The sequence below is a fragment of the Massilia sp. X63 genome (genome assembly GCF_041023745.1).
GTDB lineage: Bacteria > Pseudomonadota > Gammaproteobacteria > Burkholderiales > Burkholderiaceae_D > Telluria.
Genome location: NZ_JBFTEF010000015.1, coordinates 79,497 through 106,430 on the forward strand (window position 1 = coordinate 79,497; position 26,934 = coordinate 106,430).

At 67.8% G+C, this 26,934-nt stretch carries 25 protein-coding genes and 1 pseudogene; 15 read left to right on the forward strand and 11 right to left on the reverse strand.

Annotated features, from left to right (window positions below; translation table 11 throughout):
• Window positions 1–170: 170 nt before the first annotated feature.
• Window positions 171–1,088 (forward strand): serine O-acetyltransferase EpsC, encoded by a 918-nt coding sequence (gene epsC / locus AB3347_RS22345; protein WP_369093918.1) that lies wholly within the window; start codon window positions 171–173, stop codon window positions 1,086–1,088.
• A gap of 50 nt (window positions 1,089–1,138) precedes the next feature.
• The gene (locus AB3347_RS22350; protein WP_369093919.1) at window positions 1,139–1,867 is read left to right on the forward strand and encodes an alpha/beta fold hydrolase; all 729 of its coding nucleotides are present in this window, start codon (window positions 1,139–1,141) and stop codon (window positions 1,865–1,867) included.
• Here the strand turns inward: AB3347_RS22350 and AB3347_RS22355 are convergent.
• The 4 genes from AB3347_RS22355 to AB3347_RS22370 form a co-directional block, all read right to left on the reverse strand.
• On the reverse strand, window positions 1,840–2,535 hold the full coding sequence (locus tag AB3347_RS22355; RefSeq protein ID WP_369093963.1) for an SDR family oxidoreductase: 696 nt from the start codon (window positions 2,533–2,535) through the stop codon (window positions 1,840–1,842). The genes AB3347_RS22350 and AB3347_RS22355 overlap by 28 nt on opposite strands.
• Window positions 2,536–2,543: 8 nt before the next feature.
• Window positions 2,544–3,203: a heme-binding protein gene (locus AB3347_RS22360; protein ID WP_369093920.1), complete on the reverse strand. Its 660-nt coding sequence runs from the start codon at window positions 3,201–3,203 to the stop codon at window positions 2,544–2,546.
• Between the two features lie 25 nt (window positions 3,204–3,228).
• Window positions 3,229–4,116 (reverse strand): UV damage endonuclease UvsE, encoded by an 888-nt coding sequence (locus AB3347_RS22365; protein ID WP_369093921.1) that lies wholly within the window; start codon window positions 4,114–4,116, stop codon window positions 3,229–3,231.
• 117 nt (window positions 4,117–4,233) lie between these two features.
• A complete protein-coding gene (locus tag AB3347_RS22370) occupies window positions 4,234–5,166 on the reverse strand; it encodes a CAP domain-containing protein (protein ID WP_369093922.1) in 933 nt (310 codons plus the stop codon).
• 325 nt (window positions 5,167–5,491) lie between these two features.
• Here AB3347_RS22370 and AB3347_RS22375 point away from each other — a divergent pair, with 325 nt between their 5' ends.
• The gene (locus tag AB3347_RS22375) at window positions 5,492–6,826 is read left to right on the forward strand and encodes a diguanylate cyclase (RefSeq protein WP_369093923.1); all 1,335 of its coding nucleotides are present in this window, start codon (window positions 5,492–5,494) and stop codon (window positions 6,824–6,826) included.
• A gap of 56 nt (window positions 6,827–6,882) precedes the next feature.
• Here the strand turns inward: AB3347_RS22375 and AB3347_RS22380 are convergent, their stop codons facing one another.
• Window positions 6,883–7,389, reverse strand: a complete 507-nt coding sequence (locus tag AB3347_RS22380; protein ID WP_369093924.1) for a host attachment protein — start codon at window positions 7,387–7,389, stop codon at window positions 6,883–6,885.
• Between the two features lie 331 nt (window positions 7,390–7,720).
• Between AB3347_RS22380 and AB3347_RS22385 the strand changes: the two genes are divergently transcribed.
• The 3 genes from AB3347_RS22385 to AB3347_RS22395 all read left to right on the forward strand — a co-directional run bounded on the left by AB3347_RS22385 (window position 7,721) and on the right by AB3347_RS22395 (window position 12,050).
• The gene (locus AB3347_RS22385; RefSeq protein WP_369093925.1) at window positions 7,721–8,605 is read left to right on the forward strand and encodes a class I SAM-dependent methyltransferase; all 885 of its coding nucleotides are present in this window, start codon (window positions 7,721–7,723) and stop codon (window positions 8,603–8,605) included.
• A 97-nt stretch (window positions 8,606–8,702) separates the two neighbouring features.
• Window positions 8,703–9,848 carry a branched-chain amino acid ABC transporter substrate-binding protein gene (locus AB3347_RS22390; RefSeq protein ID WP_369093926.1) on the forward strand — a complete coding sequence of 382 codons (1,146 nt, stop codon included), beginning with the start codon at window positions 8,703–8,705 and terminating at the stop codon, window positions 9,846–9,848.
• A 129-nt stretch (window positions 9,849–9,977) separates the two neighbouring features.
• Window positions 9,978–12,050, forward strand: coding sequence for a M13 family metallopeptidase (locus AB3347_RS22395; protein ID WP_369093927.1), 2,073 nt, complete (start codon window positions 9,978–9,980; stop codon window positions 12,048–12,050).
• Window positions 12,051–12,056: 6 nt separating this feature from the next.
• On the opposite strand, the gene AB3347_RS22400 is transcribed toward AB3347_RS22395, so the two are convergent.
• The 3 genes from AB3347_RS22400 to AB3347_RS22410 all read right to left on the reverse strand — a co-directional run bounded on the left by AB3347_RS22400 (window position 12,057) and on the right by AB3347_RS22410 (window position 14,029).
• Window positions 12,057–13,367: a diguanylate cyclase gene (locus AB3347_RS22400; RefSeq protein ID WP_369093928.1), complete on the reverse strand. Its 1,311-nt coding sequence runs from the start codon at window positions 13,365–13,367 to the stop codon at window positions 12,057–12,059.
• A gap of 106 nt (window positions 13,368–13,473) precedes the next feature.
• Window positions 13,474–13,644, reverse strand: coding sequence for a DUF2256 domain-containing protein (locus AB3347_RS22405; protein ID WP_369093929.1), 171 nt, complete (start codon window positions 13,642–13,644; stop codon window positions 13,474–13,476).
• 13 nt (window positions 13,645–13,657) lie between these two features.
• Window positions 13,658–14,029 carry a VOC family protein gene (locus tag AB3347_RS22410; protein WP_369093930.1) on the reverse strand — a complete coding sequence of 124 codons (372 nt, stop codon included), beginning with the start codon at window positions 14,027–14,029 and terminating at the stop codon, window positions 13,658–13,660.
• A 238-nt stretch (window positions 14,030–14,267) separates the two neighbouring features.
• Here AB3347_RS22410 and AB3347_RS22415 point away from each other — a divergent pair, with 238 nt between their 5' ends.
• The 9 genes and pseudogenes from AB3347_RS22415 (at window position 14,268) to AB3347_RS22455 (ending at window position 24,411) form a co-directional block, all read left to right on the forward strand.
• Window positions 14,268–14,807, forward strand: coding sequence for a hypothetical protein (locus AB3347_RS22415; RefSeq protein WP_369093931.1), 540 nt, complete (start codon window positions 14,268–14,270; stop codon window positions 14,805–14,807).
• A 59-nt stretch (window positions 14,808–14,866) separates the two neighbouring features.
• Entirely contained in the window at window positions 14,867–16,516 is a 1,650-nt protein-coding gene (locus tag AB3347_RS22420) for a M28 family metallopeptidase (protein ID WP_369093932.1), read from the forward strand.
• Between the two features lie 86 nt (window positions 16,517–16,602).
• On the forward strand, window positions 16,603–18,291 hold the full coding sequence (locus tag AB3347_RS22425; protein ID WP_369093933.1) for a GAF domain-containing protein: 1,689 nt from the start codon (window positions 16,603–16,605) through the stop codon (window positions 18,289–18,291).
• Window positions 18,292–18,309: 18 nt separating this feature from the next.
• A pseudogene (locus tag AB3347_RS22430) lies at window positions 18,310–18,879 on the forward strand (diguanylate cyclase); the annotation flags it as partial.
• The gene (locus tag AB3347_RS22435; protein ID WP_369093964.1) at window positions 18,842–19,513 is read left to right on the forward strand and encodes an EAL domain-containing protein; all 672 of its coding nucleotides are present in this window, start codon (window positions 18,842–18,844) and stop codon (window positions 19,511–19,513) included. The pseudogene AB3347_RS22430 and the gene AB3347_RS22435, both read left to right, overlap by 38 nt.
• A gap of 138 nt (window positions 19,514–19,651) precedes the next feature.
• A complete protein-coding gene (locus AB3347_RS22440) occupies window positions 19,652–21,073 on the forward strand; it encodes a TolC family protein (protein ID WP_369093934.1) in 1,422 nt (473 codons plus the stop codon).
• Window positions 21,074–21,078: 5 nt separating this feature from the next.
• Window positions 21,079–22,056, forward strand: a complete 978-nt coding sequence (locus AB3347_RS22445) for an HlyD family secretion protein (protein WP_369093935.1) — start codon at window positions 21,079–21,081, stop codon at window positions 22,054–22,056.
• Between the two features lie 10 nt (window positions 22,057–22,066).
• Window positions 22,067–23,248 carry an ABC transporter permease gene (locus AB3347_RS22450; RefSeq protein WP_369093936.1) on the forward strand — a complete coding sequence of 394 codons (1,182 nt, stop codon included), beginning with the start codon at window positions 22,067–22,069 and terminating at the stop codon, window positions 23,246–23,248.
• Complete coding sequence (locus AB3347_RS22455; protein WP_369093937.1) at window positions 23,245–24,411, forward strand: ABC transporter permease; 1,167 nt, start codon at window positions 23,245–23,247, stop codon at window positions 24,409–24,411. Before AB3347_RS22450 ends, AB3347_RS22455 begins: the two co-directional genes overlap by 4 nt.
• 5 nt (window positions 24,412–24,416) lie before the next feature.
• Here AB3347_RS22455 and AB3347_RS22460 read toward each other — a convergent pair whose 3' ends face one another.
• From AB3347_RS22460 to AB3347_RS22470, 3 genes are all read right to left on the reverse strand, one after another.
• Window positions 24,417–25,097, reverse strand: a complete 681-nt coding sequence (locus AB3347_RS22460; RefSeq protein ID WP_369093938.1) for a type 1 glutamine amidotransferase domain-containing protein — start codon at window positions 25,095–25,097, stop codon at window positions 24,417–24,419.
• Window positions 25,098–25,120: 23 nt separating this feature from the next.
• A complete protein-coding gene (locus AB3347_RS22465) occupies window positions 25,121–26,155 on the reverse strand; it encodes an NADP-dependent oxidoreductase (protein ID WP_369093939.1) in 1,035 nt (344 codons plus the stop codon).
• A 96-nt stretch (window positions 26,156–26,251) separates the two neighbouring features.
• Window positions 26,252–26,842 (reverse strand): TetR/AcrR family transcriptional regulator, encoded by a 591-nt coding sequence (locus AB3347_RS22470; RefSeq protein WP_369093940.1) that lies wholly within the window; start codon window positions 26,840–26,842, stop codon window positions 26,252–26,254.
• Window positions 26,843–26,934: the final 92 nt, after the last annotated feature.

Below are 26,934 nucleotides of genomic sequence, written 5' to 3' on the forward strand. Positions count from 1 at the left end.
GCGACGGTCTCTTGGAGAAGACCGCAGTCCATTGACATAGAGCAAAATGTGAACCAGGAGTAATGAAGTTGCTCAATGTATCGATGACCAATGTGGCGCAATGGTTTTTGCATTTCGATCTGTGATCTACATCGTTCGCCGGCGCTGCAAAAGCGCTTAGGCTGGGGGGCATGAACAGCGATTTCCCGACCTCCTCCGGCTCGGTGCAGTGGCACCTGGGCCCGATCATCGACGCGCTACGCACCTCGCGCGAGTCGACCCACAACATCCGCCACCAGGGCCGCGTGCGCGAACTGCCTTCGCGCGAGGTGCTGGGCCAGGTGGTGGACGGCCTCTCGGCGGCGCTGTTTCCCACCCATTACGGGCGGCCTGACCTCAACGACGAGAGCATCGACTACTTCGTCGCCGACACCCTCAACGTGACGCTCGACCGGCTGGTGGGGCAGGTGCGGCGCGCCCTGCGCTTCTCGCCCCAGTTCGAAGAAGCCGACGACGCCCGGCTGGCCGAGCGCGCGCAGGCGATCACGCGCGAATTCGCCGCCAGCCTGCCGGCGCTGCGTGCGCTGCTGGTGTCCGACGTGCAGGCCGCGCTGGCGGGCGACCCGGCGGCCAGTTCGGTGGCCGAGATCATGCTGTGCTACCCCGGCACCCTGGCCATCCTGTATCACCGCCTGGCGCACTGCCTGCACCGCCTCGGCGTGCCTTTCCTGGCGCGCCTCATCGCCGACATCGGCCATTCGCTCACCGGCATCGACATCCATCCGGCCGCGCAAATCGGCGGCAGCTTCTTCATCGACCACGGCACCGGCGTGGTCATCGGCGAGACCGCCATCATCGGCGAGCGCGTACGCCTGTACCAGGCGGTGACGCTGGGCGCCAAGCGCTTCCCGGTGGATGCCAGCGGCGCCCTGGTGAAGGGCGCGCCGCGCCACCCGATCGTCGAGGACGACGTGGTCATCTATGCCGGCGCCACGCTGCTGGGCCGCATCACGGTGGGCGCCGGCTCGACCATCGGCGGCAATGTCTGGTTGACGCAGAGCGTCCCGCCGGGCAGCAACGTGTCGCAGGCGCAGTCACGCAATACCTGACGCAGGGTACCTGACGCAGGGTACCTGCCGGCCTTTGCTATCATGGCAGGATGTCCATCCTGCTCGTACCCGGCTACATGGCCGACGAAACGCTCTGGGACGACGTGCGTGAGGCGCTCGGCAAGTTCGGGCCCGTGGTGCACGCCGACCTGCGCCACGATACTTCCATCGAAGCGATGGCCGGCCGCGCGCTGGCCGATGCGCCGCCGCACTTCATCCTGGTCGGTTTCTCGATGGGCGGCTACGTCGCCCGCGAGATCGCGCGCCTGGCGCCCGAGCGGGTGCGCGCGCTGGTGCTGATCGCCACCTCCACCCGCCCCGATACGCCTTCGCTGCGCCAGAGCCGCGGCACGGTCGGCAAGGCCGCCGCCTCGGTTGCGTTCTCGGGCCTGAGCAAGACCGCGATCGCCACCTCGCTGCACCCGAAGCAGGCCGGCAACGAGGCGCTGGTCGAGCGCGTACGCGCCATGGGCGTGCGCCTCGGCGGCAAGGTGTTCCGGCGCCAGTCGGCCATCGTGCGCGCGGGCGACATCGACCGGCTGCACGAGATCCGCTGCCCGACCCTGATCGTCGCGGCGGGACAGGACCGGCTGCGTTCGCGCGAGGAATCCGAAGAGCTGCATGCCGGGATCCCCGGTTCGGAGCTTGCCGTCGTCGAAGACAGCGGCCACATGCTGCCGATCGAGGCGCCCGAAGCGCTGCTGGCGATCGTCCTGCCCTGGCTCGAAAAACGCGGGCATGGCGACGATGGCTACCAGGGAAGCGCGCTGCCGTCGTAGGCCTTGAACGTGCCGCTGTCGGCGGGCGTCAGCGCATCGAGCACCCGCAACATGTCGGCGGCGGCGTCGCGCGCGGGCCGTCCGATGCTGTCGCCCCGGAACGGGCGCGACAGGGACGAAGCGACCGTTCCCGGATGCAGCGCGACCAGCACGGCCTCCTTCCGGCTGCGGGCGAGTTCGATGGCGGCGGTCCTGACCATCATGTTCAGGGCCGCCTTGGACGCCCGGTAGCTGTACCAGCCGCCCAGCCGGTTGTCGCCGATGCTGCCGACCTTGGCCGACAGCATGGCCATGATCGCGCGTTCGTTCGCCAGCAGCGGCGTGAAGTGGCGCATGAGCAGGGCCGGGCCGAAGGCGTTCGCCTGGAAGGTCGCCAGCATCTGCGGGTAATTCAGGTCGGCCAGCCGTTTTTCCGGCGTGAACCCAGGGCCGTGCAGCACTCCGGCTGCATTGATGACCAGGTGGTAGCGCGGGCCGTCCTCGAGGGCGCGCGCCGCCTGCGCAATGCTGGCCTCGTCGGCGAAGTCGAGCGGCGGCATGGACTGCCGGTGCAGGCCGCGCACCGAGGCGCAGCGCGGCGCATTGCCGAGCAGGTCGACGAAGGCCGCGCCGATCGCACCAGACGAACCGATCACCAGCGCATGGAAACCCTCGGGAAGACTGTCCATCGTCATGCTCAATCGAGGTAGAGCCAGATCTCGTTGCGCCGCATGAACCAGGGCGTCATCGGCGCGTTGTAACGCGACAGCACCGGCTCGCCTTTCCAGGCGATGCCGGCCGCGCGCAAGGCATCCTGGAGCTTGGCCAGGTGCTTGTCGTAGTTCGATGCCGACCAGAAGCCGGAATAGCGAAGAACCGCGACCCGCCTGGCCGGTACGTCGCGCAACACGACGCGGGAATCCAGGGGTTCCGGCGCATTCGCCATGCTGACCCCCGCGGGCAGCACGAACTGGACCAGGAAGCCCTCCGGGCTGGCGCGCTGCGTGACCGGCGCCGTCATCTCCAGCCTGACCGGCGCGGCAGCCTGGGTCACGGGAGCGGTCATGGCGAACCTGCGCTCGCCCTTGTTCTTGCCGAAGATGTAGCCCGCCAGGATGGGAAAGGCCTGGTTGCCGGCATCGCTTGCGGGACCCGGCACCACCACTTCGGCGACGGCATAGCCGGCATACTGCCGGATCTCGAATGCAGGGAAGGTCTGGACCGTCGTGTAGGCGGGTTCTTCGACCGCGTGGCTGGTCGCGGGCAGCACCGCCAGCGCCAGCAGGACCAGCGAACCGATCAGCCATGGCGCCTGCCTGGGCAGGCTGCGGCGGCGGACTTGCGAAGCGGGTTTCATAGTGGGCCTCTTACAGGTTGGCGCGTCATTGCGCCGATGCCGACCAGCCGCGCAAGCCGCGGATCGCTTCTTCCTTGAGCTTGGCCTCGATCTCGATGTAGGGCGCGGCCAGGTAGGACGAGGGCATCACCGCGATCAGGTCCGAATGCTGGCGGTCGTTGAAGCCTTCGCGGCCGTTCGAGATATGCACCAGCTGCTGGGCCGGATCGGCCCAGGTCTCGCGCGCCTTGCGCAGCATGGCGCCCACGCTCGGGTCCTCGTAGCTCGACAGCTTGGCGTGCACCACGTGGTGGTGGGCGTCGAACACCATCGGCACGCCGGCGCGCATGCAGATCTCGTGGATCTCCTCGGCGCCATAGGCATACTCGTCGTTCTCCAGCCCCAGGCGGCAGCGGATCGCATCGGGCAGCAGGCCGATGCGCTCGACCAGCGCGTCGGCGCGTTGTCCCTTGCCGCCATGGATCTCGAGCAGGGCCCAGGGTGAGCGCGGCTGCTCCAGCAGGTCCATGATGTCGGCGTGCATCTGCAGGATCTTGACGCTGTTCGCCACCACCCCTTCCGAATCGGAATTCAGGACCACGAACTGGTCCGGATGCATTACCAGGCGCATGCCGCGATCGAGCGCACGCCGGCCCGAGCGTCCCAGCGTGGCGGCGAAGCGCGCCAGCACCTCGCGGCCGATGTCTTCGTCGGCGAAGGGAAAGATCGAGGAAGGCAGGCGGTACAGGCGGATACCCTCGGCCTCGCAATAGCGCATGGCATTGTCGAAGGTCTGGATGTTGTCGCGGTACAGGTCTTCGAGCAGCTTGCGCTGGGCGTCGAGGCTGTGCTCGAGCAGGCGCTTGCGCGTGACCGTGCGGTAGCGGACGTCTTTCGAAGCGGTAATGCAGACGAGGCCGAGATGCGGTGGCATGGGTTCCCTGGGGCGGTTTCCGGTGCCTGCCAGTCTAGCCGAACCAGGCTGTCGAAGCGCCCGCCAGCCGGACGCCAACGGGACAGACGAGGGACAGCAGGGCGACGGCGCCGGAACTCAGCGCGGCCGGCCGAACACCTGGGTCCAGTACACGATCCCGCTGCGCTTGTCGGCGCTCACGCCATAGGCGGCGCCCATCTCGGTAAAGCCGGGGTTCATGATGTTGGCGCAGTGGCCGGGGCTGTCGAGCCAGCCGGCCACGGCTTCGCCAGGGGTGCTCTGGCCGAAGGCAATGTTTTCGCCCACGCGCTGCCAGGCGTAGCCGGCCCGCGTCGCCCGGTCGGCCGGCTGGGTGCCGTCCCTGGCGCGGTGGCTGAAGTAGCGGCGCGCCGCCATGTCGCGGCTGTGGGCCAGCGCGGCCTCGCCCAGCTGCGGGTTCCAGCTCACCGGCGGGGCCGGCCCGAACTGCTGGGTGCCACAGCTGCGCGCGCTGGCGCGCGCAGCGTTCACCCCGGCCAGGATGGCCTGGCCGGCATCGTGCCAGTCGGGGTAGCTGTCGCTGGGCAGGGGTGGCGCCGGACGCGCCAGGATCACGGTCCATTCGTTGCCCTCGCGGTAACTGCCGATTGCGGAGAAGCGGGTGTCGAGCAAGGTGCTGCAGTACTTTTGTTGCAGCACCGCCAGTGCGTCCGCCGGCGTTTGGGGACCGTTGACGCTCACCGAGACGGCACGTTCGGCGGCATAGCCGGCTTGTTCCAGCGCCACTTCGGTGAAGGTGGCCGGTCCGATGCGCACCCGGGCCAGCGCCGGATGCGGCGCCAGCGCACGGGCCGGCGCGGCCGAACGTCCCATGCAGCTGCCCGGCGCCAGGCGGTAGGCATTGACCAGGGTGGCCAGCTGTTCGGCGCCGTAGGCCGGCGCCGGCACGGCTGTCGCCACGCCAGGCCAGGCGGCCAGGGAGAACAGAAGGGGCAAGGCGCAGCGCGCCCGGTAGGGCAGGGTCGGCATGGTCGGTAGCGTGATCGGCGACGGCCGCGACGTCGCGGCCATGCGTGCGGGTGGCGCATCCGTCGGGAGCGTCCACTCACTATAGCAGCGCCGCCGGGGCCTGCAAAGCACGCCGCTGTAAGCAAGCGCAACAAGCAGCCCGGCCGCCGCGGCTCCACGACAGGGGCGTCGGCGGCGCGCGCGTCGGGCTCAGGCGCACTGTGGTTTGTGCGACATCAAACCTTTGGATGCCCCCAAAGAGTTTGCCTTTTGGAACAGACAGCGACACAATGAGATTCCTGCAATAAATATAACATTGGAATCGAGGGGAGGGCGGCGCACCGACACCGTGCAGCCGTCAGGCAATCAGCAAGGAAGTCGAGGAACCATGACGCACGCCGTGCCGCTGTACAGGAACCATGTCCTGCTGCTATCGCAGAGCTTCTTCATCAAGGACAACCGGGCTGAACTGCTCCTGCACGCCCATAAGTATGACTTCGACATCCTGTTCTTCGACGATGTCTCGCGCTTCGTCGAGGTGGTGGCCGGCGACGGCGGCGACAACCTGTATGTGATCGACCTCGACGCCCTGCACAACATGCAGGCCGACATGCCGGACGGGCGCCGCACCCTGATGCTGGGCGAACTGCTGCAACGCCTGCCGGGCGACCACAGCTACGTCTACCTGCAGAGCGCGCGCCAGGGCAGCCGTTTCCTGCTGCAGCAGCGCCTGGTCGACAGCCATTGCCTGGCGTATGCCGAAAAGCCGATCCCCAACGACGTGTTCGTCGACAAGCTGTTCAAGCTGTTCGTGCAGAAGAAGCGCGGCGACCTGGTGCGCATGGTGGTGCTCGGCGAGGTGCCCGGACTGGACGATGCGGCGCTGCTGGCGCGCGGAGTCGAAGTGATCCGCCATCCCGATGCCACCACCCTGCACCTGCGGGTCAGGGAGCTGCAGCCCGACCTGGTGCTGGTGACCGACAGCGAATACGCGCGCACCGACGCCATCGTCCGGGTGCTGCAGAAGAACATCGAAGCCGACCCGGTGCGCGAGATCGCCTTGCTGCAGTGCCGCGCGGACACCGCCCTGACGCGGCGCGCGCTGGCGGACGGCTTCGACGCCGTGCTGGCGAATTGCGAACATGGATTGCTGGAAGCCCAGCTGGTCAGCCGCGCCAACAAGATCCGCACCAACAAGGACCTGATCGGCAAGGACCGCGCCACCGGCCTGCTCAACAAGGTCGGGCTGCAGAAGAAGACGCAGGACCTGATCCGGCGCGCCGCCCAGGAAGGCTGCCCGCTGGCCTTCGGCGTGCTCGACATTGACAAGTTCAAGACCATCAACGACACCTGGGGGCACCACTTCGGCGACATCGTCATCAAGCGCCTGTCGCTGATCCTGGCCTCGCACGTGAGCGAGTCCGACCTGCTCAGCCGCTTCGGCGGCGAGGAATTCGTCGTGGTGTTCTGGAATTGCACGCAGGAAGAGGGCCGGCGCCGCCTGGACGCCATGCGCCTGGCCTTCGGCGCGATTCCCTTCGAGGTCGGGCCCGGCGACCTGCGCCACTTTTCCTTCAGCGGCGGGGTGGCGTCCTATCCCGAATGCCGAAGCGAGAACGAACTGTTCCTGCGCGCCGATGCGCTGCTGTACGCGGCCAAGCAGGGCGGGCGCAACCAGATCTGCGCCCGGGAGCCGGGCCGGCCGCGCGCCGCCGCGCTCTGAACGAAAAAACGCCAGCCGCGGCTGGCGTACGGTCGCCCCGGGCGGGCAGTGCCGGCTTACTCGGCCTTGGCCTGATGGGCGTGCAGCTGTTCGCGCAGCTGCTGCGCGTTCGAGTGCGTATAGTCCTTGTTGAACTCGGACTTGACCAGCTTCTGGACTTGCGGGTCCAGCTTGGTGCGCAGGACACCCAGGAAAACCGGCGAAGCCGAGATCGTCAACTGCTGATAGCGGCCTTCGTTGTGCGCTTTCAGCAGGTAGGTGGCAATGTCCTTTGCGAACAGGTCGGCCGCGTGCTGGTCGGGCGTCTGCGCCGGCTGGTACTGCTTGTTGGGTGCGCCGGCCTTGGCATTGTGCGCCATGCCGGCCCCCTCGTTGCCGCCGATGGCGTGCCGGCTGCCGGCGGCCGCGGTCGGGCCGAGCCGGTCGGTTTCCGTATCCACCGTGCGCAGCTGCGCAGCGGAGCTGACCATGTCTTCGATTTCCTGCAGCGGCTCTGCCGGATCCGACTCCGAAAAGAAGCGCGCACGGCCGGCGTTGGCCGAAAGAATCCAGGTTGTTGGCATGCTACCCCCTGTCAGTAGTGAATGATGAGTGTCTTCCGCGGCGCGCCGGAATAGCGGCCGGGAAACAAGGCATGGAGCGGCGACCGCATGCGGGCCTGCCCACATGTCGATCAGGCTATGAACCCAGTATATCGCCGCTTCCGGAACCCCGGCGCACCGACGCCCAGCGGTCGTGCGCAGCCCGCCGCGCCCGCTCCAACCCGCGCGTCCGGGGTGGACTTCCGGCGCAGGCGGCATAAGCTGAAGGAGCCGGCAGGGTGCTGCCGCTTCCTGCTTCTCCCTGTGCGTCCAGGCATGCACCCGTTGCCGGGTATTTCCGAGGAGACCTGTCATGAGCCAAGCCAGACCTTCCACACCCTCGCCGCGCCAGCCGCCCGATGCCGGCTCCGCCGCAACGCCGGACTACGCGGCCATCAAGCAGCGCCAGCAGGCCACCTGGGCCAGCGGCGACTTTGCCATCATCGGGGTGACGCTGCAGATCGTCGGCGAGTCGCTCGCCGAAGCGGCCGACATCCGCGCCGGCGAGCGCGTCATCGACATCGCGGCCGGCAACGGCAATGCCACGCTGGCCGCCGCGCGCCGCTTCGCCCACGTGACCTCGACCGACTACGTGCCCGCGCTGCTCGAGAAAGGCCGGGCGCGCGCCGCCGCCGAAGGCTTGCACGTCGAGTTCCGCGAGGCCGACGCCGAGGCGCTGCCCTTCTACGACGGCAGTTTCGACGTTGCGCTCTCGACCTTCGGGGTGATGTTCGCCCCCGACCACGCCCGCTGTGCCGGCGAAATGATGCGGGTGGTGCGCGGGGGCGGGCGCATCGGCCTGGCCAGCTGGACGCCGGAAGGCTTCATCGGCCAGCTGTTCAAGACGGTCGGCCGCCATGTGCCGCCGCCGGCCGGTCTGGTGTCGCCGGCGATGTGGGGCAAGCAGGACTACCTGCGCCAGCTGTTCGGCAGCGAGGCGGCCAGCATCCGCGCCCAGCCCAGGATCTTCAACTTCCGCTATGCCTCGGCGGCGCACATGATCCAGGTGTTCCGCGATTACTACGGGCCGGTGCACAAGGCCTTCGCCGCACTCGACCCGGGCGGCCGGCAGGCGCTGGAGCAGGACCTGACCGAACTGCTCGAACGCTGGAACGTCGCCGGCGACAATTCGCTGGTGGTGCCGGCCGAGTACCTCGAAGCGCTGGTCATCAAGCGCACGCCCGAAGTACTGCACTAAGGCGCTCTGAGCTCCTTCACCCACCAGCGCCGTGCCCGCGCTTGGTGCCGCGCGGGCACGGCAGTACAATCGACGCATCCATTCGAGAAAGCCTGCCATGCGTCCTGCACCTGCCTTGTCCGTCCTCGTCTCCACGCTCCTGCTGGCCGCGCCGGCCGGCGCCCAGACCGAAGTCAGGATCGGCACCGCCTCGCCGCTGTCCGGCCCCGGCGCCCACCAGGGCAAGGACATCGAGAACGGCGCGCGCATGGCCATCGACGACCTGAACGCCAAGGGCATCGTCATCGGCGGCAAGAAGATCAAATGGGTGCTGCAGGCCGAAGACGACGCCAGCGACCCGAAGACGGGAACCGCGGTGGCCCAGAAGCTGGTCGATGCGCGCGTCGCGGGCGTGGTCGGCCACCTGAACTCGGGGCCGACCGTGCCGGCCTCGAAGATCTACGCCGGCGCCGGCATCCCGCAGATCTCGCCGGCCGCCACCACCCCGGTCTACACCAGCCAGGGCTACAAGACCGCATTCCGGGTGGTGGCCAACGACGAGTTGATCGGGCGCACCCTGGCGCGCTATGCGCTCGGCACCCTCAAGGCGAAGCGGATCGCGGTGATCGACGACCGCACCGCCTTCGGCCAGGGCCTGGCCGACCAGTTCGCGCGCCAGGTGCGCAGCAGCGGCGGCGCGACCATCGTCAGCCGCCAGTTCACCCACGACAAGGCGACCGACTTCAGCGCCATCCTGACCCAGGTCCGCGCCCACAAGCCGGACGTGATCTTCTACGGCGGCATGGATGCGGTGGCCGGTCCCATGCTCAAGCAGATGAAGACCCTGGGCGTGCAGGCCAGACTCGTGTCCGGCGACGGCGTCTGCTCGGAAAAGCTGCCCTTGCTGGCCGGCGATGCGCTGGGCGACGACAAGGTCTTTTGCGCGGTAGCGGGCGGCGTCAGCGGCGCCCAGGAGGCGGCCTACACCGCCTTCACCGAGCGCTTCCGCCGGCGCTACGGCAGCCCGGTCGAGACCTATGCGCCCTATGCCTACGATGCGGTGATGGTGTTCGCCGGCGCCATGCAGAAGGCGCAATCCACCGAGCCGGCCCGCTTCCTGCCGGCGCTGGCCGCGCTCCGGCACGAAGGCGTCACCGGCACCATCGCCTTCGACCCCAAGGGCGACCTGCGCGACGCCGCGATGACGCTCTACACCTACCGCCAGGGCAGGAAAGTGAAGCTGCAGGTGGTGCGCGGAAAGTAGCGCGATCGGCCAGGAAGCCCGTATTGACAGGCGCTCTGAAACAACATGCATACAAAAATGCCCTTGGCATTGCTCCTCCAGTTGGATTAGGATCGTTCGGTTCCTAACACCAACAATCTGGAGAGAGAGATGAAACGTAGCCTGTGCAGCACTTTGATCGCGGGGCTGTTTGCAGTAGCGTCCCAGGCCGGCGCCCATGACGGGACCGCCGCCAACACCGCAGCGCCGTCGGCGGCGGCGGCGGGCGCGGTATCCGGCATCGAAGTTGCGGCGATGGACCGCAACGTGCGCGCGCAGGACGACTTCTTCCGCTACACCCAGGGAACCTGGCTGAAGGACGTCGACATTCCGTCGGACCGTTCCAGCTGGGGCGCCTTCAACATCGCCCAGGAAAAGGTGGAGCAGCAGATCAGCGCCATCATCGCCGAATCCGCCGCCGACAAGAACGCCAAGGCCGGCTCGGAAGCCCAGAAGATCGGTGACCTCTACACCAGCTACGTCGACCAGGCGCGCCGCGACCAGCTCGGCCTGGCGCCGCTGAAGGCGGAACTGGCCCGCATCCAGGCGCTGAAGGACAAGCGCGGCATGGCGGCCCTGATGGCGCGCCTCGAGCGCATCGACGTCGGCGGCCCGATCGGCATGGGCGTCGGCCAGGACAACAAGGATTCGACCCGCTACGTGGTCGGCATCTCGCAGTCCGGCCTGGGCATGCCCGACCGCGACTACTACCTGCTGGACAGCGACGCGCGCCTGAAGGACACGCGCGCCAAGTACCAGGCCCACATCGAGAAGATGCTGGCGCTGGCCGGCCACCAGGACGCCGCCGCCAAGGCGCAGCAGATCCTGGCGCTGGAAACCGAAATCGCGCGCATCCAGTGGACCAAGGTCGAGAACCGCGATCCGGTCAAGCGCTACAACAAGAAGACCCTGGCCGAGCTGCGCGCCCTGGCCCCGGGCTTCGACTGGGACACCTACCTGAAGGGCACCGGCGCCGGCAAGGTCGAATCGGTGATCGTCAGCCAGCCGTCCTACCTGGAAGGCCTCGACAAGCTGATCGCCGCGACCCCGGTCGAGACCTGGAAGTCCTACTTCGAATTCCGCATGCTGAGCGCCTACGCGCCCTACCTGTCGCAGGCCTTCGTCGACGAGAGCTTCGCCTTCCGCGGCGCCGTGCTGTCCGGTTCCAAGGAAAACCGTCCGCTCGAGAAGCGCGCGATCGCCGAAGTCAACCGCACCCTGAGCGAAGTGGTGGGCAAGGAATACGTCACCCGTCATTTCCCGGCCGAGCGCAAGCAGCAGGTGCAGGACATGGCGAAGAACTTCATCACCGCGTTCGCCGAAGGCATCGACCAGCTCGAATGGATGTCGCCGGAGACCAAGAAGCAGGCCCATGCCAAGCTGGCCAAGATCAACGTCAAGATCGGCTACCCGGACAAGTGGCGCGACTACACCAAGCTGAAGATCGTGCGCGGCGACCTGGTGGGCAACGTGCTGCGCGCGCGCGAGTTCGGCCACGACTACATGGTCAACCGCCTCGGCAAGCCGGTCGACCGCACGGTGTGGAGCATGTCGCCGCAGACCGTCAACGCTTATTACAGCCCGACCCTGAACGAAGTCGTGTTCCCGGCGGCGCGCCTGCAGTATCCGCTGTACGACGCCAACGCCGAGCCGGCGGTCAACTACGGTTCGGTCGGCATTTCGATCGGCCACGAGATCAGCCACGCCTTCGACGACAAGGGTTCGCAGTACGACGGCGACGGCAACCTGCGTAACTGGTGGACCAAGGAAGACGCCGAGAAATTCGCGGCGCGCGGCAAGGTGCTGGTGGCCCAGTACGCCGGCTATAGCCCGCTGCCGGGCTACAACCTGAACGGCGAGCTGACCCTGGGCGAGAACATCGCCGACAATGCCGGCGCCATCATGGCCAGCCGCGCCTACAAGATCTACCTGAAAGGCAAGCCGGGCCCGGTGATCGACGGCTTCACCGCCGAGCAGCGCCTGTTCATGGGCCTGTCGCAGGCACGCAAGGGCAAGGCGCGCGACGCGGCGCTGATCTCGCAGGTCAAGACCGACCCGCACTCGCCGTCGGAATTCCGCGTCAACGGCAGCCTGCGCAACCACCCGGGCTTCTACGAGGCCTTCGAGGTCAAGCCGGGCGACAAGATGTACCTGGAGCCGAAAGACCGCGTGATCTTCTGGTAAGGGAGTTCAGTCCGGCGTAGCCGCTGTTGCCGGCGCGCCGGACGGGGCCTGCTTGGCCCCGTACATCTCCTGGTCTGCGCGCGACATGAGTTCCTGGATGCTGTCGCCATGCTCGGGATAATGGGCCACGCCGATGCTGGCGGACGCCGTCAGGACGAGTCCGTCGCCCAGGTCGAAAGCCTGGGACAGCGCCTCGCGGATCTTGTCGACGACCGGCGCCGCGTCTTCGCGCGAGCTGACGTTCTCCAACAAGGCCACGAACTCGTCGCCGCCCAGGCGCGCGAGGGTATCGCTATCGCGCACGCAGGCGGCGATGCGGCGCGCCACCTGCTGCAGCAAGCGGTCGCCGGCCAGGTGGCCATGCTGGTCGTTCACTTGCTTGAAACGGTTCAGGTCGATGAACAACAGGGCCAGCCTGGTGTGCTGGCGCTGGGCGCGTGCCAGCGCCGTGCCGAGGCGGTCGTGGAACAGGCGCCGGTTGGGCAGATGCGTGAGTTCGTCGTGCATCGCCATGAAGAGCATGCCCGCCTGCAGCTGCTTGCGCTGGATGGCGGCGGCAAGCTGGTTGGCCACGAACAGCAGCAGGCTGCGTTCCTGGGCGCCGTAGGCCCGGCCGTCGTTCCCGCTGTGCAGGACCAGCACGCCGAGCGTGCTCTGGCCGGCTGGCAAAGGCACCGCCAGCATCGACACGCCGGGCGCCGGCGGCGCTCCGTCAGCCTCGCTCGACGGCGCCAGCAGCATCGGCGCCTGTCTGGACAGCACCGCTTCGCATAACAGGCGCATCGGCGTTTCGAGTCCGATATCGCTGACCCGGTAGGCGAAGCGCAGGCTCTCGCCCGGCCCATCGCGCAGGACCACGGCACACCCGGCTGCGGGCAGCAGCCCGCCAATGATCTCGTGACTGCGCTGGAACAGGCCGGCCAGGTCTTCGTTGACGTGGGCGGCTTCCGACAGCGCATACAGGGCGGCCTGCACAGCCTGCGCCTGCTTCAGTTCGGTGACGTCGCGCGCAATCGCCACCCGTACCTGGTCGGCTTCCGACCAGCGCGCCGACCACATGACATGCACGATGCTGCCGTCCTTGCGCAGGTAGCGGTTCTCGAAGTGGATATGGGACCGGCCATCCATCACGGCCCGGGCGGCCGCCAGGGTGCGCTCGCGATCCTCGGGCAGCACCAGGTCGGCTACCGCCTTGCCGACCATTTCATGCTGGGTGTAACCGAAGATGCGCTCGGCGGCGGCACTGACGAACACGAACTTGCCGCCGGCGTCGACGACGCAGACGGCGTCCAGCAAGAGGTCGGTGAAACTGCTCACCTGCGTATCGATCCGGTATCCCATACGCATGTATTCTAATGGTGGGCGGACCGTAAAAACTTACGCACATCATTATTTATTTCAAATGTGCAATCCCTCGAATAGCCTAAGCTGCGGACGGCTCCGCGTGGGTCGGCGCGGCGGCCGTGCGCCGGCAACGCTGGGAGCAATATTTCACCTGCTCCCAATCGCGTTCCCACTTCTTGCGCCAACTGAAGGGGAGGCCGCACTGCACGCAGATCTTCGACGGCAACATCGTTTTTTTGCGCATCTTCATGGGCTGTCGGGTATCACGCCACGGTAGTTGCGATGAGTTCGATCCGGTTGCCGAACGGATCCTCGATACCCGCACGGCGCCGGCCGTTCACCTGGACCTCCTCGCGCACCTCCACGCCGCGTTCGCGCAGCAGCGCGCAATAGGCCGCGAAATCCGCGACGACGAAGGCCGGGTGCGCCTTCTTGGCGGCGATGAAGCCGGCCTGGCCGCCGATGTGCAGTTGGCTGGCGCCGGTCTGGAACCACAGGCCGCCGGAAGCGTTCAGCGACGCCGGCTTGGGGATTTCAGGCAGGCCGAGGATGCCGCCATAGAAGGCGCGCGCCTGCTCGTCGGCGCCGGGCGGGATGGCGACCTGGACGTGGTCGATACCGGCAATGTGGGGCATGGCATTCTCCGCAATGGTGGGCCGGACATTATCGCATCCGCGCGCGGCCATGCAGTCGCGCCCCCCATGAAAAAGGCATGATGAGCGAATCGATTCTGTCGGTTCAATATCGATTCATTGCCGGGTTCTGAACCGTAACTTTGAGGCGGCGAACCGCATTCGGCAGAAGCGCCGGGCCGGTGTTTGCTGCCGGGCTGCTGTGCTACTCTTGCGTTTTGTTAATCGTTCACGGAGCACCATGCGATCCTTGTTGACCAGCTTCGCCGCCGCTGGCCTGCTTGCCGGCTGCGCCGCCGCGCCCGCGCCCACCGACATGCGCGACCAGTTCATGGCCACGCTCCAGGGCATGTGCGGCCAGCGTTTCGAAGGCGGCCTGTCGTATGCGGTCGACCCCAACAGCGAATTCGCCGGCAAGAAGATCTCCATCCAGGTGCTGTGTTCGGCGAACGAAGTACGCATGCCGGTGCAGGTCGGCACGGACCGTTCGCGTACCTGGATCTTCACCCGGCCGGCAGCGGGACTGGAGCTGCGCCACGATCATCGCCACGCGGACGGCACGCCCGATGCGGTGACCATGTACGGCGGTTTGGCGAAAGAGGGCGGGTCGGCCCGCTCGCAGGCCTTCCGCGCCGATGCCTATACCGCCAGGCTCGTTCCCGGCGCCGAGACCAATGTCTGGACCGTCAGCCTCAGCCAGGATGGAAGCGTGCTGACCTACCGCCTGGACAGGCACGACAAGCCACGCGCGGAATTCGTGCTCGAGCGCGTGCCGGGCTGAAGCATTTTGCCGCCTGTGCTACCGTCATCATGCTGTTCATTACTACTATGGAGACTGCCTTGAAACACCTTACGCTTGTTCTGATGGGCCTTGCCGCGGCAGGTGCGCACGCGGCCGGAGCGCCGAAGTTCGATCCCAAGCGCCTGGCGCAGGACGTGAAGGTCCTGTCTTCGGACGAATTCGAAGGCCGCGGCCCCAACACCGCGGGCGAAACCAAGACCGTCGATTACCTGATCCAGCAATTCAAGGCTGCCGGCCTCCAGCCGGGCGGCGACCTCGTCAAGGGCAAGCGCGCCTGGACCCAGGACGTGCCGCTCGGCCGTTTCGAGATCAAGGGGCCGGTCAAGCTGACCCTCGCCGAAGGCGGCGCCAGCCGCGAACTGAAACAGGGGCCGGACATGGCCGTACGCGCCTCGATGAGCGGCCTGCAACAGGTCTCGTTCAAGAACGCGCCGCTGGTCTTCGTCGGCTACGGCGTCACTGCCCCGGAACGCAAGTGGGACGATTTCAAGGGCATGGACCTGAAGGGCAAGCTGGCGGTGGTCCTGATCAACGATCCGGACTTCGAGACCGGGCAGGGCGAGTTCGGCGGCAAGGCGATGACCTATTACGGCCGCTGGACCTACAAGTACGAAGAGATGGCGCGGCGCGGCGCGCTCGGCACCATCATCGTGCACGAGACCGCCCCGGCCTCCTACGGCTGGCCGACGGTGCAGAACTCGAATACCAACGTGATGTACGACGTGGTGCGCAAGGAACCGCGCAAGTCGCACGCGCCGATGGAAGCCTGGATCCAGCGCGACATCGCGGCCGCCATGTTCAAGTCGGCCGGCCTGGATTTCGAGGCGCTCAAGAAGCAGGCCCAGACGCGCGCCTTCAAGCCGGTCGAGCTCAAGGGCGTCAGCCTGTCGGCCGACTACGCGACCGACGCCCAGGTCATCAAGTCGAAGAACGTGGTCGCGATCCGCGAAGGCAGCAAGCATCCGCAGCAGGTCGTGATCTACAGCGGCCACTGGGACCACCTCGGCATCGGCCAGCCCGACGCCAAGGGCGACAAGATCTATAACGGCGCGATCGACAACGCGACCGGCATCGCGGCGATGCTGGAACTGGCGCGCGCCTACGGCAAGCAGCCGGCGCCGCAGCGCAGCGTCGTGTTCCTGGCGGTCACCGCGGAAGAGAAGGGCCTGCTCGGCTCCGAATACTACGCGTCGAACCCGCTGTACCCGCTGGCCTCGACGGTGGGCGTGATCAACATGGACGCGCTCAGCCCGCGCGGCCCGTCGCGCGACTTCAACATCTCGGGTAGCGCCAAGCTCGACCTGCTGGACCGCCTGGTGGCCAAGGCCAAGGGCTGGGACATGCGCCTGTCGCCGGATCCGAAGCCGGAAGCGGGCTACTTCTTCCGTTCCGACCACTTCCCCTTCGCCAAGCGCGGCGTTCCGGCGATCTCCTTCGGCTCGGGCAAGGACTGGGTCGAGGGCGGTACGCAGGCGGGCCTGGCCGACGAAGCGGCCTACACCGAGAAGAACTACCACCAGCCATCGGATGCATTCGACCCTGCCTGGACCTTCACCGGCATGGCGCGCGACCTCGAAGTGCTGTACGCCGTCGGCGCCGAGCTGGCCAATTCGACGGCCTGGCCGAACTGGGCGCGCGATTCGGAGTTCCGCGTGACCCGCGACAAGTCGGCATCCGAACGCAAGTAAGGGCAGCACGCCGGAACCAATGACCTCGCCGCAGGTCTTAGTTCCGTTGTCTTCGATGTAAGAGGCGGCAGAGCATGGGGCCGGGCGTGCATGACGACACCATTCCGGCGGAACTGGAACAATCCTGTGCGCAGGAGCCGATCCATCTGCTGGGCACCGTACAGTCCTACGGCTTCCCGATGGCGGTGGACCTGGCGAGCCGCTGCATCGTCCAGGTCTCCGACGGCATCGTACGGCATTGGCCCGGGCTGCAGGATGCCGCCGCGCTCCTCTCGCAACCGCTGTCCGACTGGGTCGACGCCGGTGCCGCTGCCCCCGATATTGCATCGCTGCCCGCCACGCATCTCGTCGCCTTGCCCTGGCGTCCGCGCTTCGAGCGCACCCGCCGCCGGCAGGGCAGGGCGGCCGGGCCGCAATGGGAATGCCTCGGCCACCGAAGCGGAACGGTGGCGGTACTCGAATGGCTGCCGGTCACTGCCTGCGCGGATGACTTGCTGCGGCAGAACCAGATCTTTGCCGAGTTCGGCGAAGTGATCGGCCGCCTGCGCCGTGCCAAGGCACTCAAGGCCTTCTTTCGCGAATGCGTGAAGGTGATCCAGGAAATCAGCGGTTTCGACCGTGTGATGATCTATCGCTTCCTTCCCGACGGCTGCGGTGAGATCGTGGCCGAGCATACCGGCAAGGGCCATCAGCAGAAATACCTGGGATTGCGCTTTCCCGCGTCCGACGTCCCCAGCCAGGCGCGCAGGCTCTACCTGAGCAACAAGTTGCGCGTGCTGGCGGATGTCGAGGCCGCGACGGATGCGCTGTTTCCGTCCGTCCTACCCAGCGGGGAGCTGCTCGACCAGAGCCACTGCATCTTGCGCGGCTTGTCCCCGGTACACCTGGTCTACCTTCGCAACATGGGCGTGCGCGCCACCATGACCTTGTCGATCGTCTTCGACGGCAAGCTGTGGGGCCTGGTCGCCTGCCATCACCATCGGCCCAGGACGCCTCCGCTTCAACTCGGGAAGGGCATGCGCCAGCTATCGAAGTTGCTGGCGGAAATCGTCAACATGCGCATCGAGACCCTGTCCCGCCTGGAGACGGTACAGCGCCGCCTGAAGCTGGACCATTTGCTCAACGAGTTTCATCACGCATCGATTCGGGACGGCGGCATTCCGAACCTGCTGGAACTCTGGTTGCCCAGGTTGTTGCCGGCATTCAATGCCAACAGCATGGGGGTGCGGATCGGTACGCTCGGCTTCGTCGGGGGACCGGGCAAGCGGCAGGGCGCCACGCACCAGATCCTCGACGAGGTCGGAACGCGCCTGGACCCGCGCAACCTCACGCCGCAGGTATTCATGCGCGACGACCTGCTGGCCTCGGGAAAACATGCACTGCGCTTCCTGCCGGAAGCCGCGGGCCTGCTGCTGGCGCAGCGGTATGACGAGGACATCATCTTTTGCTTCATGACCCGGCAGGAAGTCGTGCAGCAGGTGCGCTGGGGCGGAGAGCCCGCCAAGGAGATGGTGGCGCTTCCCGATGGCCGCGTGCGCCTGGAGCCGCGCCGGTCCTTCGCCGTGTGGCAGGAGTCCGTGCTGGGCCATTCCGACCCCTGGATGGATACCGATGCCGAGGCACTGCAGGACCTGCTGCGGATGTTGTGCGAGGTGAACAAGCTGCAGGTCAACCGGAAAATGCAGGAGACCCTGCACTGGCGCGCCCACCACGACCATCTCACCGGGCTGTACAACCGCCGGGCCATGGAAGACGAAGTGTCGCGGCGCCTGTAAGACAGCCAATACGATACCGCGCTGATGCTGCTCGACCTGGACCACTTCAAGAAGATCAACGACACCTATGGCCACGAAACAGGCGACCAGGTGCTGCAGCAATTGAGCCTGAGACTGAAGGCGGTGATGCGGGAATTCGACCTGCTGGCGCGCCTGGGCGGCGACGAATTCATGCTGTTGCTGCGGATTCCGCACCCGAGCGCCGCCACCGCCCTGACCTTTGCCGAACGCCTGCACCAGGCGGTCGCCATGCCCTTCGACATCCGCGGGCAGCAAGTCCGGCTGGGAATTTCGGTCGGCATAGCAATCCCGCCCGGGCATGGCCGTACGTTCAGCGAACTGCTGCGGCACGCGGACCTGGCGCTGTACCAGGCCAAATCCCGCGGGCGCAGCCGCAGCGTCGTGTTCGAACTGGCGATGGCGGCCAACCAGCGCGACCATTACCTGCTCGAACGCGACCTCGACGAAGCGGTGGAGCGCAACCAGCTCTCGCTGGTGTTCCAGCCCAAGGTAGACCTGGTCAGCCATAAAGTGGTGGGCGCTGGAAGCGCTGGTCCGATGGAATCATCCGACCCGCGGCCAGAATAGTCCGGGCTCCTTCATCCCGATTGCCGAGAACAGCGACCAGATCATCCGGATCGATCGCTGGGTCATGCGCAGCGTCATCGCGGAACAGGCCCAGTGGCGCCGCCAGGGCCTGGCCAAGCTGCCGATCGCCATCAACCTGTCGATCGCCGATATCCTGTCGCCGAACCTGACCGGCTACCTGGCCGACCTGCTGGACGAATACCAGGTTCCAGCGGCGGCCCTGGAGATCGAAGTGACCGAATCCTGTTTCATGCGCCAGCTCGACGAGACCCGGAACGTGTTGCGGGCCCTGAACGATGCCGGCATCGCCACCTTGCTGGACGACTTCGGCACCGGTTTTTCCTCCTTGAGTTACCTGCGCCAGTTGCCGCTCCAGTGCCTCAAGATCGACCAGTCCTTCATCCGCAGCATGTTGCAGGATGCGAATGCTGAAAAGCTGACCCAGGCCATTGTCGTCATGGGAAATGCGTTGAAGATGAGCGTCGTCGCCGAAGGCGTGGAAACCCGGGAGCAGATGAACTGGCTGCTGGCCCACGGTTGCCACATCGGCCAGGGCTACTTCTTCAGCCCGCCGGTGCCGCCCGAAGACGTGCACCGGGTGGTCGAGCGCATCGAAGTGCGCCTGGCCGGCTGAGCGGCCGGCCCTGTCCTTCCTGCCGCCGTATTCCCCCTGCCGGATGCCTGCATCGCGTGTGGCCGAACTCAGCAAATCGGCTGTATGATTGTCGTACATACAACACACACGCGACAGGGAGGGCGGGTGAAGCCGACCATGCCTCGTATCTTCATGCTGGCCGGCGCGGCGGCGGCATTGCTCGTCGCCGCGCCGGCGCCGGCCCAGGACGGCACGCCTCTCGAATATGGCCAGGCATTGCAACGGCTGAACCAGCGCGCCGGCGCGGTGCAGGGTGCCGACCTCGACTACCGCGCCAGGCAATTGCAGGCCCAGGCCCTGCGCCGCATCGACGCCCCGGACCTGCGCCTGAACGGCTTCGTCGGGCGCGTCTCGACCGCGCTCAGCGTCGACACCAGCCGCATCACGCAGGCGTTGGAGCCGGGCCTGGCGCCGGTGCTGGAGCTGTTGCCGCCGCTGCCGGGCCTGAGCTTGCCCGAGATCCCCGACACCATCGAGGCGCAGCGCGTCGTCAATGTCCGTTCGCTGGGCCTGGGGTCGGTCTGGCCGCTCTATACCGGCGGCCGCCTGCAGGCGCTGAAGGAGGTGGCCGCGGGCCGCGCCGACGAAGCCGGCGCCGCGCTGCAAAGCGCGCAGGACGAGGCCGCGCTGCAGCTGGCGCAGCGCTATTTCGATGTGCAGCTGGCGCGCAAGGCCAGCCGGCTGCGCGCCGCCGCCGTGAAGGTGGCCCGCGAGCACCAGCAAATGGCGCGCAAGCTCGAGCGCACCGGCTTGATCGCGAAAGTCGAGCGCCTGAAGGCCGACGTCGCGGTCGACAATGCGCAGCGCGAAGCCGCCAAGGCCGCCAGCGACCTGGAAGTGGCCGGACTGGCGCTGCGCCGCCTGCTGGCCGAAGAGCAGGAGGTGGTGCCGGCCACGCCCTTGTTCGTGCACGAGCGCGCGGTCGGCTCGCTGGCGTCCTTCGTCGATGCGGCGCTGGCCTCGAACGCGGCCTGGAAGCAGATCGCGAGCAAGCGCCGGCAGGCGGCCGCCAGTCTCAAGCTGCAGGGCCAGGCCTTCAGCCCCACCGTGATCGGGGTCGCCAACTACAACCTGAACCGCGGCGGCACGGCGCGCGCCAACTGGCTGGTGGGGGTGGCCCTGAGCGTGCCCCTGGTCGACCGCATCGACCGCGCCAGGCTGGGCGCCGCGGCCCGCCTCGAGCAGCAGCGCGTCGAGGTGGCCGCCGAGCAGGCCGGGCGCGACATCCCGACCCTGGCCGAGAGCCAGTGGCGCGCGATGGAGGATGCCCGCCAGCGTTACCTGGCAATGGGGTCGGCGATCGAGCTGGCCCAGGAAACCCTGCGCCTGGCCCAGGTCTCGTTCAAGAATGGCCAGGCCGCCACCGCCGACGTCAGCGACGCTTCGCTGAACCTGACCAAGACCGCCCTCGAGCGGGCCCAGGCCGCCCATGACTACGTGCTGGCGCTGGCGCGCCTGCTCGGCACCGCCGGCATGCCCGAGCGTCTGGCCGAGCATGCGCGCGGCGCGACCTACGTGGTCGAGTTGGACAAGGAATGAAGAACATGGCAAACGCACACCGCAAACGCGCGCTGGCCGGGGCCGCCGGCATCCTCCTGCTCGGCCTGCTGGGCTGGGGTTTGTACCGTTCGCTGCAGCCGGTGCCGGATGCGCTGCAGGGCCAGGTCGAAGCGCAGGAAATCAACGTCGCGTCGAAGCTGCCTGGCCGGGTCGGACAAGTCCACGTGGCGCTGGGCCAGGCGGTGAACCGCGGCCAGTTGCTGTTCGAGCTGGACAGCCCGGAAGTGCGCGCCAAGCTGGTCCAGGCGCAGGCCGCGCGCGAGGCCGCCGGCGCGGTCGCGCAGAAAGCGCAGGCCGGGGCGCGCCCCGAAGAGATTGCCGCTGCGCGCGCCAACTGGGAGCGTGCCGAAGCCGGCGCCCGCCTGGCCGAGGTGACGCACGAGCGGCTGGCGGCGATGGTGGCCGAAGGCGTGCTGGCGCGCCAGAAGGGCGACGAAGCCCGGGCCCAGGCGCGCTCCGCGCGCGAGCTGGCGCGCGCCGCGCGCGCCCAGTACGAGCTGGCGCGCCAGGGCGCGCGCAAAGAGGACAAGGACGCCGCCCAGGCCCAGGCGCGCCAGGTCGACGGCGTGGTGGCCGAGGCCGACGCGGCGCTGGCCGAGACCCGCATCGTGGCGCCGGCCGCCGGCGAGGTAAGCAAGCTGGCGATCCAGGCCGGCGAGCTGGCGCCGCAAGGCTTCCCGGTGGTGACCCTGGTCGACCTGAACGACATCTGGGTGGTGCTGGCGGTGCGCGAGGACATGTTCAAGCCCTTCGCCAAGGACAGCCTGCACGAGGCCAGCATTCCGGCCCTGAAGACGAGCGCCCGCTTCAAGGTGACGGCGGTGTCGGCGCTGCCGGCCTTCGCCACCTGGCGCGCGGCGCGCCCCGGCGGCACCGACCTGCGCACCTTCGAGGTGCGGCTGCGGCCGACCGCGGCGGTGCCGGGCCTGCGGCCGGGCATGACGGTGGTGTTCGAGCGCTGAGCGCAAGACCATGCCAGCCGCCGCGTCCTCGCCCTGGTCGGCCTCGCTCGCGCGCGAGTGGGCGCGCCTGCGCGCGGACCGCTGGGACCTGGCCATGCTGGGCTGGATCCCGCTGCTTCTATACCTGCTGACCTGGTGGATCTTCTCGGCCGGGATCGCGCGCGAGCTGCCACTGGCGGTGCGCGACCTCGACCGGTCGGCGCAATCGCGCGGCCTGCTGCGCATGCTCGACCAGTCGCCCGGCCTGCGGCCCTTGTCCGTGTCCAGCGACGCCGAGGCGCTGGATGCCTTGCGCGCCGGGCGCGTGTTCGGCATCGTCTCGATTCCGGCGCACATGGGCGAACGCCTGTCGCGCGGCGAGCACGTCACCCTGGGCTGGGCCTACAACGCCCAGTACCCCTCGCACACGGGCGCCATGACCCGCGACGTGCGCGCGGTGGTGGCGACCCTGTCGGCCGGCGCCGAGCTGCAGGGCCGCACCAGGCGCGGCAGCGCCGGCCTGCAGGCCATGCAGCAGATCGAGCCGGTGGCCATCCGCCCGGTGGGGCTGTTCAACGAAAGCGGCAGCATGGTGCCCGCGCTGGCGCTGCCGGCGGTGTGGAGCCTGCTGCACATCTTCGTGGCGCTGGCGGCGCTCACCGCGGTCGGACGCGAGCTGCGCAACGCCACCGTGCCGGACTGGCTGGCCGCCGCCGACGGCCGCCTCGGGATCGCGCTGCTGGCCAAGCTGGCGATCCCGTTCGGCGTGTTCCTGCTGCAGGCGGCGCTGGTGACGCTGGCCTTCGGCGCACTGCTCGGCTGGCCGGTGCTGGGCAGCTTCCCGGCGATGGCGCTCGGCGCGATCCTGATGGTGAGCGCCTACCTGGCGCTGGGGGCCTGCCTGGTCGCCTGGAGCGGTTCGCTGCGCGCGGCGCTGTCGGCCTGCGCCTTCATCACGGCGCCGGCCTTCGCCTTTTCCGGCCAGGGCTTCCCGATGCAGGCGATGCCGGGCGCGGCGCGGGCCTGGGCCGAGGCGCTGCCGCTGACCCACTTCCTGGGACTGGTGAACAACACCTGGCTGGGCGGCGCGCCGCTGCGTTACGGTCTCGGCGCCCTGGGCGCGCTGGCCCTGTTCACGGCCGGCTTCGGGGCCGCCGCCTACCTGCGCCTGCGCACGCGCGTGCGCCAGCCCGACAGCTGGGGCCGGACATGAAGGCGCTGGACGCCGCCCTGCAAGCCTGGGGGCAGACCTGGCGCGCGATCCTGGGCGACAAGGCGGCGCTGCTGCTGTTCTTTATCTCCTCGGTCATCTATTCCTTTTTCTATCCCTTGCCCTACAGTGGCGAGACGGTGCGCCGGGTGCCGGTGGCGATCGTCGACCAGGACAATTCTGCGCTGTCGCGCCAGCTGGTGCGCTGGACCGGCGCCCATCCGGGCCTGGCGGTGGCCGGCGTCACCACCCGCCCCGAGCAGGCGCAGGACTGGATCTGGCGCGGCGAGGCCGCCGGCGTCATGATCATTCCCGCGGATTTCAGCCGCAAGATCCTGGCCGGCAGGCAGCCGGAAGTGGAGCTTGGGGGACTCGGCGCCTATCCGCTGCTGAACAAGGTGGTCCTGAACGGCCTGGCCGAAGTGGTGGGCACGCTGTCGGCCGGGGTCGAAATCAAGCGCCTGGGCGCGGCCACGCCCTCCGCGGCCCAGGCCGAGGCCCAGCGCCAGCCGGTATCGGTCGAAGCGCTGCCGATGTTCAACGTGCGCGAGGGCTATGCCTCTTACATCGTGCCGGGAGTGGTGGTGCTGCTGATGCAGCAGACCTTCCTGCTGGGGATCGGCCTGCTGTTCGGCAGCTGGACCAGCGAGGGTAGCTTTCCGTATGCGCCGCGCGGCGCCGCATATGCCGGCGCGCTGGCCGCGTTTTCGCTGGTGGTGGTGCTGAATGCGGCCTGGTTCTTCGGCTTCGTGTTCTGGTTCCAGGATTATCCGCGCGGCGGCAATCCGGGCGCCAGCCTGGCGCTGACCCTGCTGTACAGCGCCTGCGTGGCGGCGCTCGGCATCTACATGGGGCTGTTCTTCCGCACCCGCGAGCGCAGCGTGCAGCTGCTGGTGGCCAGCTCGATGCCGGTGCTGTTCCTGGCCGGCCTGGCCTGGCCGGCGCAGGTCTTGCCGCTGCCGCTGCAGGCCCTGCGCTGGCTGCTGCCCTCGACCGCGGGGATCCAGGGCTTCATCGCCACCAACCAGATGGGGGCTTCATTCGCCGAGGTGGGCCAGGAGATGCTGGTGCTGGCGGCGCTGACCCTTGCCTTTATCGTGCTGGGCCTGCGCAAATGGCGGCGCCGGCCGGCGGCGCCGATGGATCCGGCGCCGCCGGCCGGCTGAACCGCTCAGCCCAGCAGCTTCAGCAGGGCTTGCGCGCCTGCTTCCGACGAGGCCGGGTTCTGGCCGGTGACCAGCTTGCCGTCCGTGACCACATACGATTGCCAGTCGGCGCCGCGCTCGTAGCTGCCACCATTCGCCTTCAGCATGTCCTCGACCAGGAAGGGCACCACCTTCGTCAGGCCGACGCCTTCTTCCTCGGTGTTGGTGAAGCCGGTCACCTTCTTGCCCTTCACCACCGGGCTGCCGTCAGCCGCCTTCACGTGGCGCAGCACGCCCGGCGCGTGGCACACGGCGCCGACCGGCTTGCCGGCCGCCATCATCGCCTCGATCAGGGCGATCGAATCCTTGTCCTCGGCCAGGTCCCACAGCGGGCCGTGGCCGCCCGGGTAGAACACGGCGTCGAAGTCGTCCGCCTTCACCTCGGACAGCTTGCCGGTCGAGGCCAGCACGGCCTGGGCGTCGGCATCGGCCTTGAAGCGGCGGGTGGCGTCGGTCTGCGCATCCGGCTCGTCGCTCTTGGGGTCGAGCGGCGGTCGGCCGCCGGCCGGCGAGACCACGGTGACGGCGGCGCCGGCATCCTTGAGCGCGTAGTACGGCGCGGCGAATTCCTCCAGCCAGAAGCCGGTTTTCTTGCCGGTGTCGCCGAGTTGGTCATGCGAGGTCAGTACCATCAGAATCTTTTTCATGTTTGCTTCCTTTCAGTGATGAATCAATCTTGGGCGACGCGGATGACCAGCTTGCCGAAGTTCTTCCCTTCGAGCAGGCCGGAGAAGGCTTGCGGGGCATTTTCCAGGCCATCGACGATGTCTTCGCGGAACTTGATCTTGCCTTCGGCGAGCCAGGCGCTCATCTCCTTGAAGAACTCGCCGTAGCGATGGCCGTAGTCGTCGAAGATGATGAAACCCTGCATGCGGATGCGCTTGGTCAGGATGGTGCGCGCCAGCAGGCCCAGACGGTCGGGGCCGGGGGGCAGGGAAGTGGCGTTGTAGTCGGCGATCATGCCGCACACCGGAATGCGGGCCTTGCTGTTCAGGAGTGGCAGTACGGCGTCGAACACGGCCCCACCGACGTTCTCGAAATACACGTCGATGCCGTCCGGGCAGGCCTGCGCCAGCTGCTGGGCGAAATCGGGGGCGCGGTGGTCGATGCAGGCGTCGAAGCCGAGTTCCTCGACCACGTAGCGGCATTTCTCGGCGCCGCCGGCGATGCCGATTGCGCGCGCACCCTTGATCTTCGCGATCTGCCCGACCAGCGAACCGACTGCGCCGCTGGCGGCCGCCACCACCACGGTCTCGCCGGCTTTCGGCTGGCCGATGTCGAGCAGGCCCATGTAGGCGGTAAAGCCCGGCATGCCCAGCACGCCGAGGGCGCGCGAGGACTGGGCGACGTCGCCGCCCAGCTTGTTCAGGCCGGTGCCGTCGGAGAGGGCGTAATCCTGCCAGCCGCCATAGCCCAGCACCAGTTGGCCAACCGGAAAGTCGGGGTTGCGCGAAGCTTCGACGCGCGACACGGTGCCGCCGACCATGGTGGCGCCGAGCTCGACCGGCGCGGCATACGAGGGGGCGTCGCTGATGCGCCCGCGCATGTAGGGGTCGAGCGACAGGAACAAGGTACGCAGCAATACCTGGCCTTCCTGCGGAACGGGCACCGGCTGCTCTTCCAGGCGGAAGGTGTTGGCGTCGGGGGCGCCGTGCGGGCGTTGCTGCAACACGAAGCGGCGGTTGCGGTTGCGGTCTTGGGGCATGTCGTGGTCCTCTCTTGTAAATATTGCCATGCGGATATTAGACTGGTCGTCTAGCATCTGCGTGAAAAAAAGGCGGCGCGCGGCCGCCGTGTCCGTTCAGTTCGGCGCCTCCAGCATGGCGCGGGTCGCCTGCAGCGCGTTCTCGAGCGCGCTCGGCTCACGCCGCAGCTTGGTCAGCAATGCCGCGCCCAGCCACATCCCGTACAGGGCGAGGGCGGCCTGTTGCGGCACGGTCCCGGCGCGGACCGAGCCGTCGGCGACGCCATCGGCAATGCAGTCCGCCAGGCGCTGCACGATGCGATTGGTGCCTTGCAGCAGGACCTCGCGCATGGCTTCCGACATGTCGGCCACCTCGCCGCTCAACTTTACCACCAAGCACTTGCTGCCCGCGCAGGCATGGTCGTTCAGCGCCAGCCAGCTGTCCCAATAGCGCATCAGCCGCACCAGCCCGCTGCCATCGGCGCCGAGCAGGGCGTCCAGTTCGGCCAGGTAGCCATCGACGTAATCTTCGAGCATGGCCTTGCCGAACAGTTCCTTGGACTTGAAGTAGTGATAGAACGAGCCCTTCGGTACGCCGGCGGCGGACAGGATCTCGTTCAGGCCGACGCCCGAGTAACCCTTGGCCATGACGATGTCGCGGCCGGTGACGAGGATGTGCTGGCGCACGCTGTGCTGTTCGGTATTCATGTTGCAGATGATAGCATCAATTAGACCAGTCGTCTTGGGGCGTGCCCTCAATCGGGCGTTGGACGCGCATCGATGCGGCAAGGGTCGCGGGC

Bases quoted from the DNA above. Each gene is read 5' to 3' on its own strand.
- AB3347_RS22445 (WP_369093935.1), top strand. From the start codon at position 21,079: ATGGCAAACGCACACCGCAAACGCGCGCTGGCCGGGGCCGCCGGCATC.
- AB3347_RS22395 (WP_369093927.1), top strand. From the start codon at position 9,978: ATGAAACGTAGCCTGTGCAGCACTTTGATCGCGGGGCTGTTTGCAGTA.
- AB3347_RS22360 (WP_369093920.1), bottom strand. From the start codon at position 3,203: ATGAAACCCGCTTCGCAAGTCCGCCGCCGCAGCCTGCCCAGGCAGGCG.
- AB3347_RS22440 (WP_369093934.1), top strand. From the start codon at position 19,652: ATGCCTCGTATCTTCATGCTGGCCGGCGCGGCGGCGGCATTGCTCGTC.
- AB3347_RS22370 (WP_369093922.1), bottom strand. From the start codon at position 5,166: ATGGCCGCGACGTCGCGGCCGTCGCCGATCACGCTACCGACCATGCCG.
- AB3347_RS22390 (WP_369093926.1), top strand. From the start codon at position 8,703: ATGCGTCCTGCACCTGCCTTGTCCGTCCTCGTCTCCACGCTCCTGCTG.
- AB3347_RS22465 (WP_369093939.1), bottom strand. From the start codon at position 26,155: ATGCCCCAAGACCGCAACCGCAACCGCCGCTTCGTGTTGCAGCAACGC.
- AB3347_RS22385 (WP_369093925.1), top strand. From the start codon at position 7,721: ATGAGCCAAGCCAGACCTTCCACACCCTCGCCGCGCCAGCCGCCCGAT.
- AB3347_RS22410 (WP_369093930.1), bottom strand. From the start codon at position 14,029: ATGCCCCACATTGCCGGTATCGACCACGTCCAGGTCGCCATCCCGCCC.
- AB3347_RS22350 (WP_369093919.1), top strand. From the start codon at position 1,139: ATGTCCATCCTGCTCGTACCCGGCTACATGGCCGACGAAACGCTCTGG.
- AB3347_RS22355 (WP_369093963.1), bottom strand. From the start codon at position 2,535: ATGGACAGTCTTCCCGAGGGTTTCCATGCGCTGGTGATCGGTTCGTCT.
- AB3347_RS22460 (WP_369093938.1), bottom strand. From the start codon at position 25,097: ATGAAAAAGATTCTGATGGTACTGACCTCGCATGACCAACTCGGCGAC.
- AB3347_RS22365 (WP_369093921.1), bottom strand. From the start codon at position 4,116: ATGCCACCGCATCTCGGCCTCGTCTGCATTACCGCTTCGAAAGACGTC.
- epsC (WP_369093918.1), top strand. From the start codon at position 171: ATGAACAGCGATTTCCCGACCTCCTCCGGCTCGGTGCAGTGGCACCTG.
- AB3347_RS22470 (WP_369093940.1), bottom strand. From the start codon at position 26,842: ATGAATACCGAACAGCACAGCGTGCGCCAGCACATCCTCGTCACCGGC.
- AB3347_RS22455 (WP_369093937.1), top strand. From the start codon at position 23,245: ATGAAGGCGCTGGACGCCGCCCTGCAAGCCTGGGGGCAGACCTGGCGC.
- AB3347_RS22415 (WP_369093931.1), top strand. From the start codon at position 14,268: ATGCGATCCTTGTTGACCAGCTTCGCCGCCGCTGGCCTGCTTGCCGGC.
- AB3347_RS22405 (WP_369093929.1), bottom strand. From the start codon at position 13,644: ATGAAGATGCGCAAAAAAACGATGTTGCCGTCGAAGATCTGCGTGCAG.
- AB3347_RS22380 (WP_369093924.1), bottom strand. From the start codon at position 7,389: ATGCCAACAACCTGGATTCTTTCGGCCAACGCCGGCCGTGCGCGCTTC.
- AB3347_RS22375 (WP_369093923.1), top strand. From the start codon at position 5,492: ATGACGCACGCCGTGCCGCTGTACAGGAACCATGTCCTGCTGCTATCG.
- AB3347_RS22450 (WP_369093936.1), top strand. From the start codon at position 22,067: ATGCCAGCCGCCGCGTCCTCGCCCTGGTCGGCCTCGCTCGCGCGCGAG.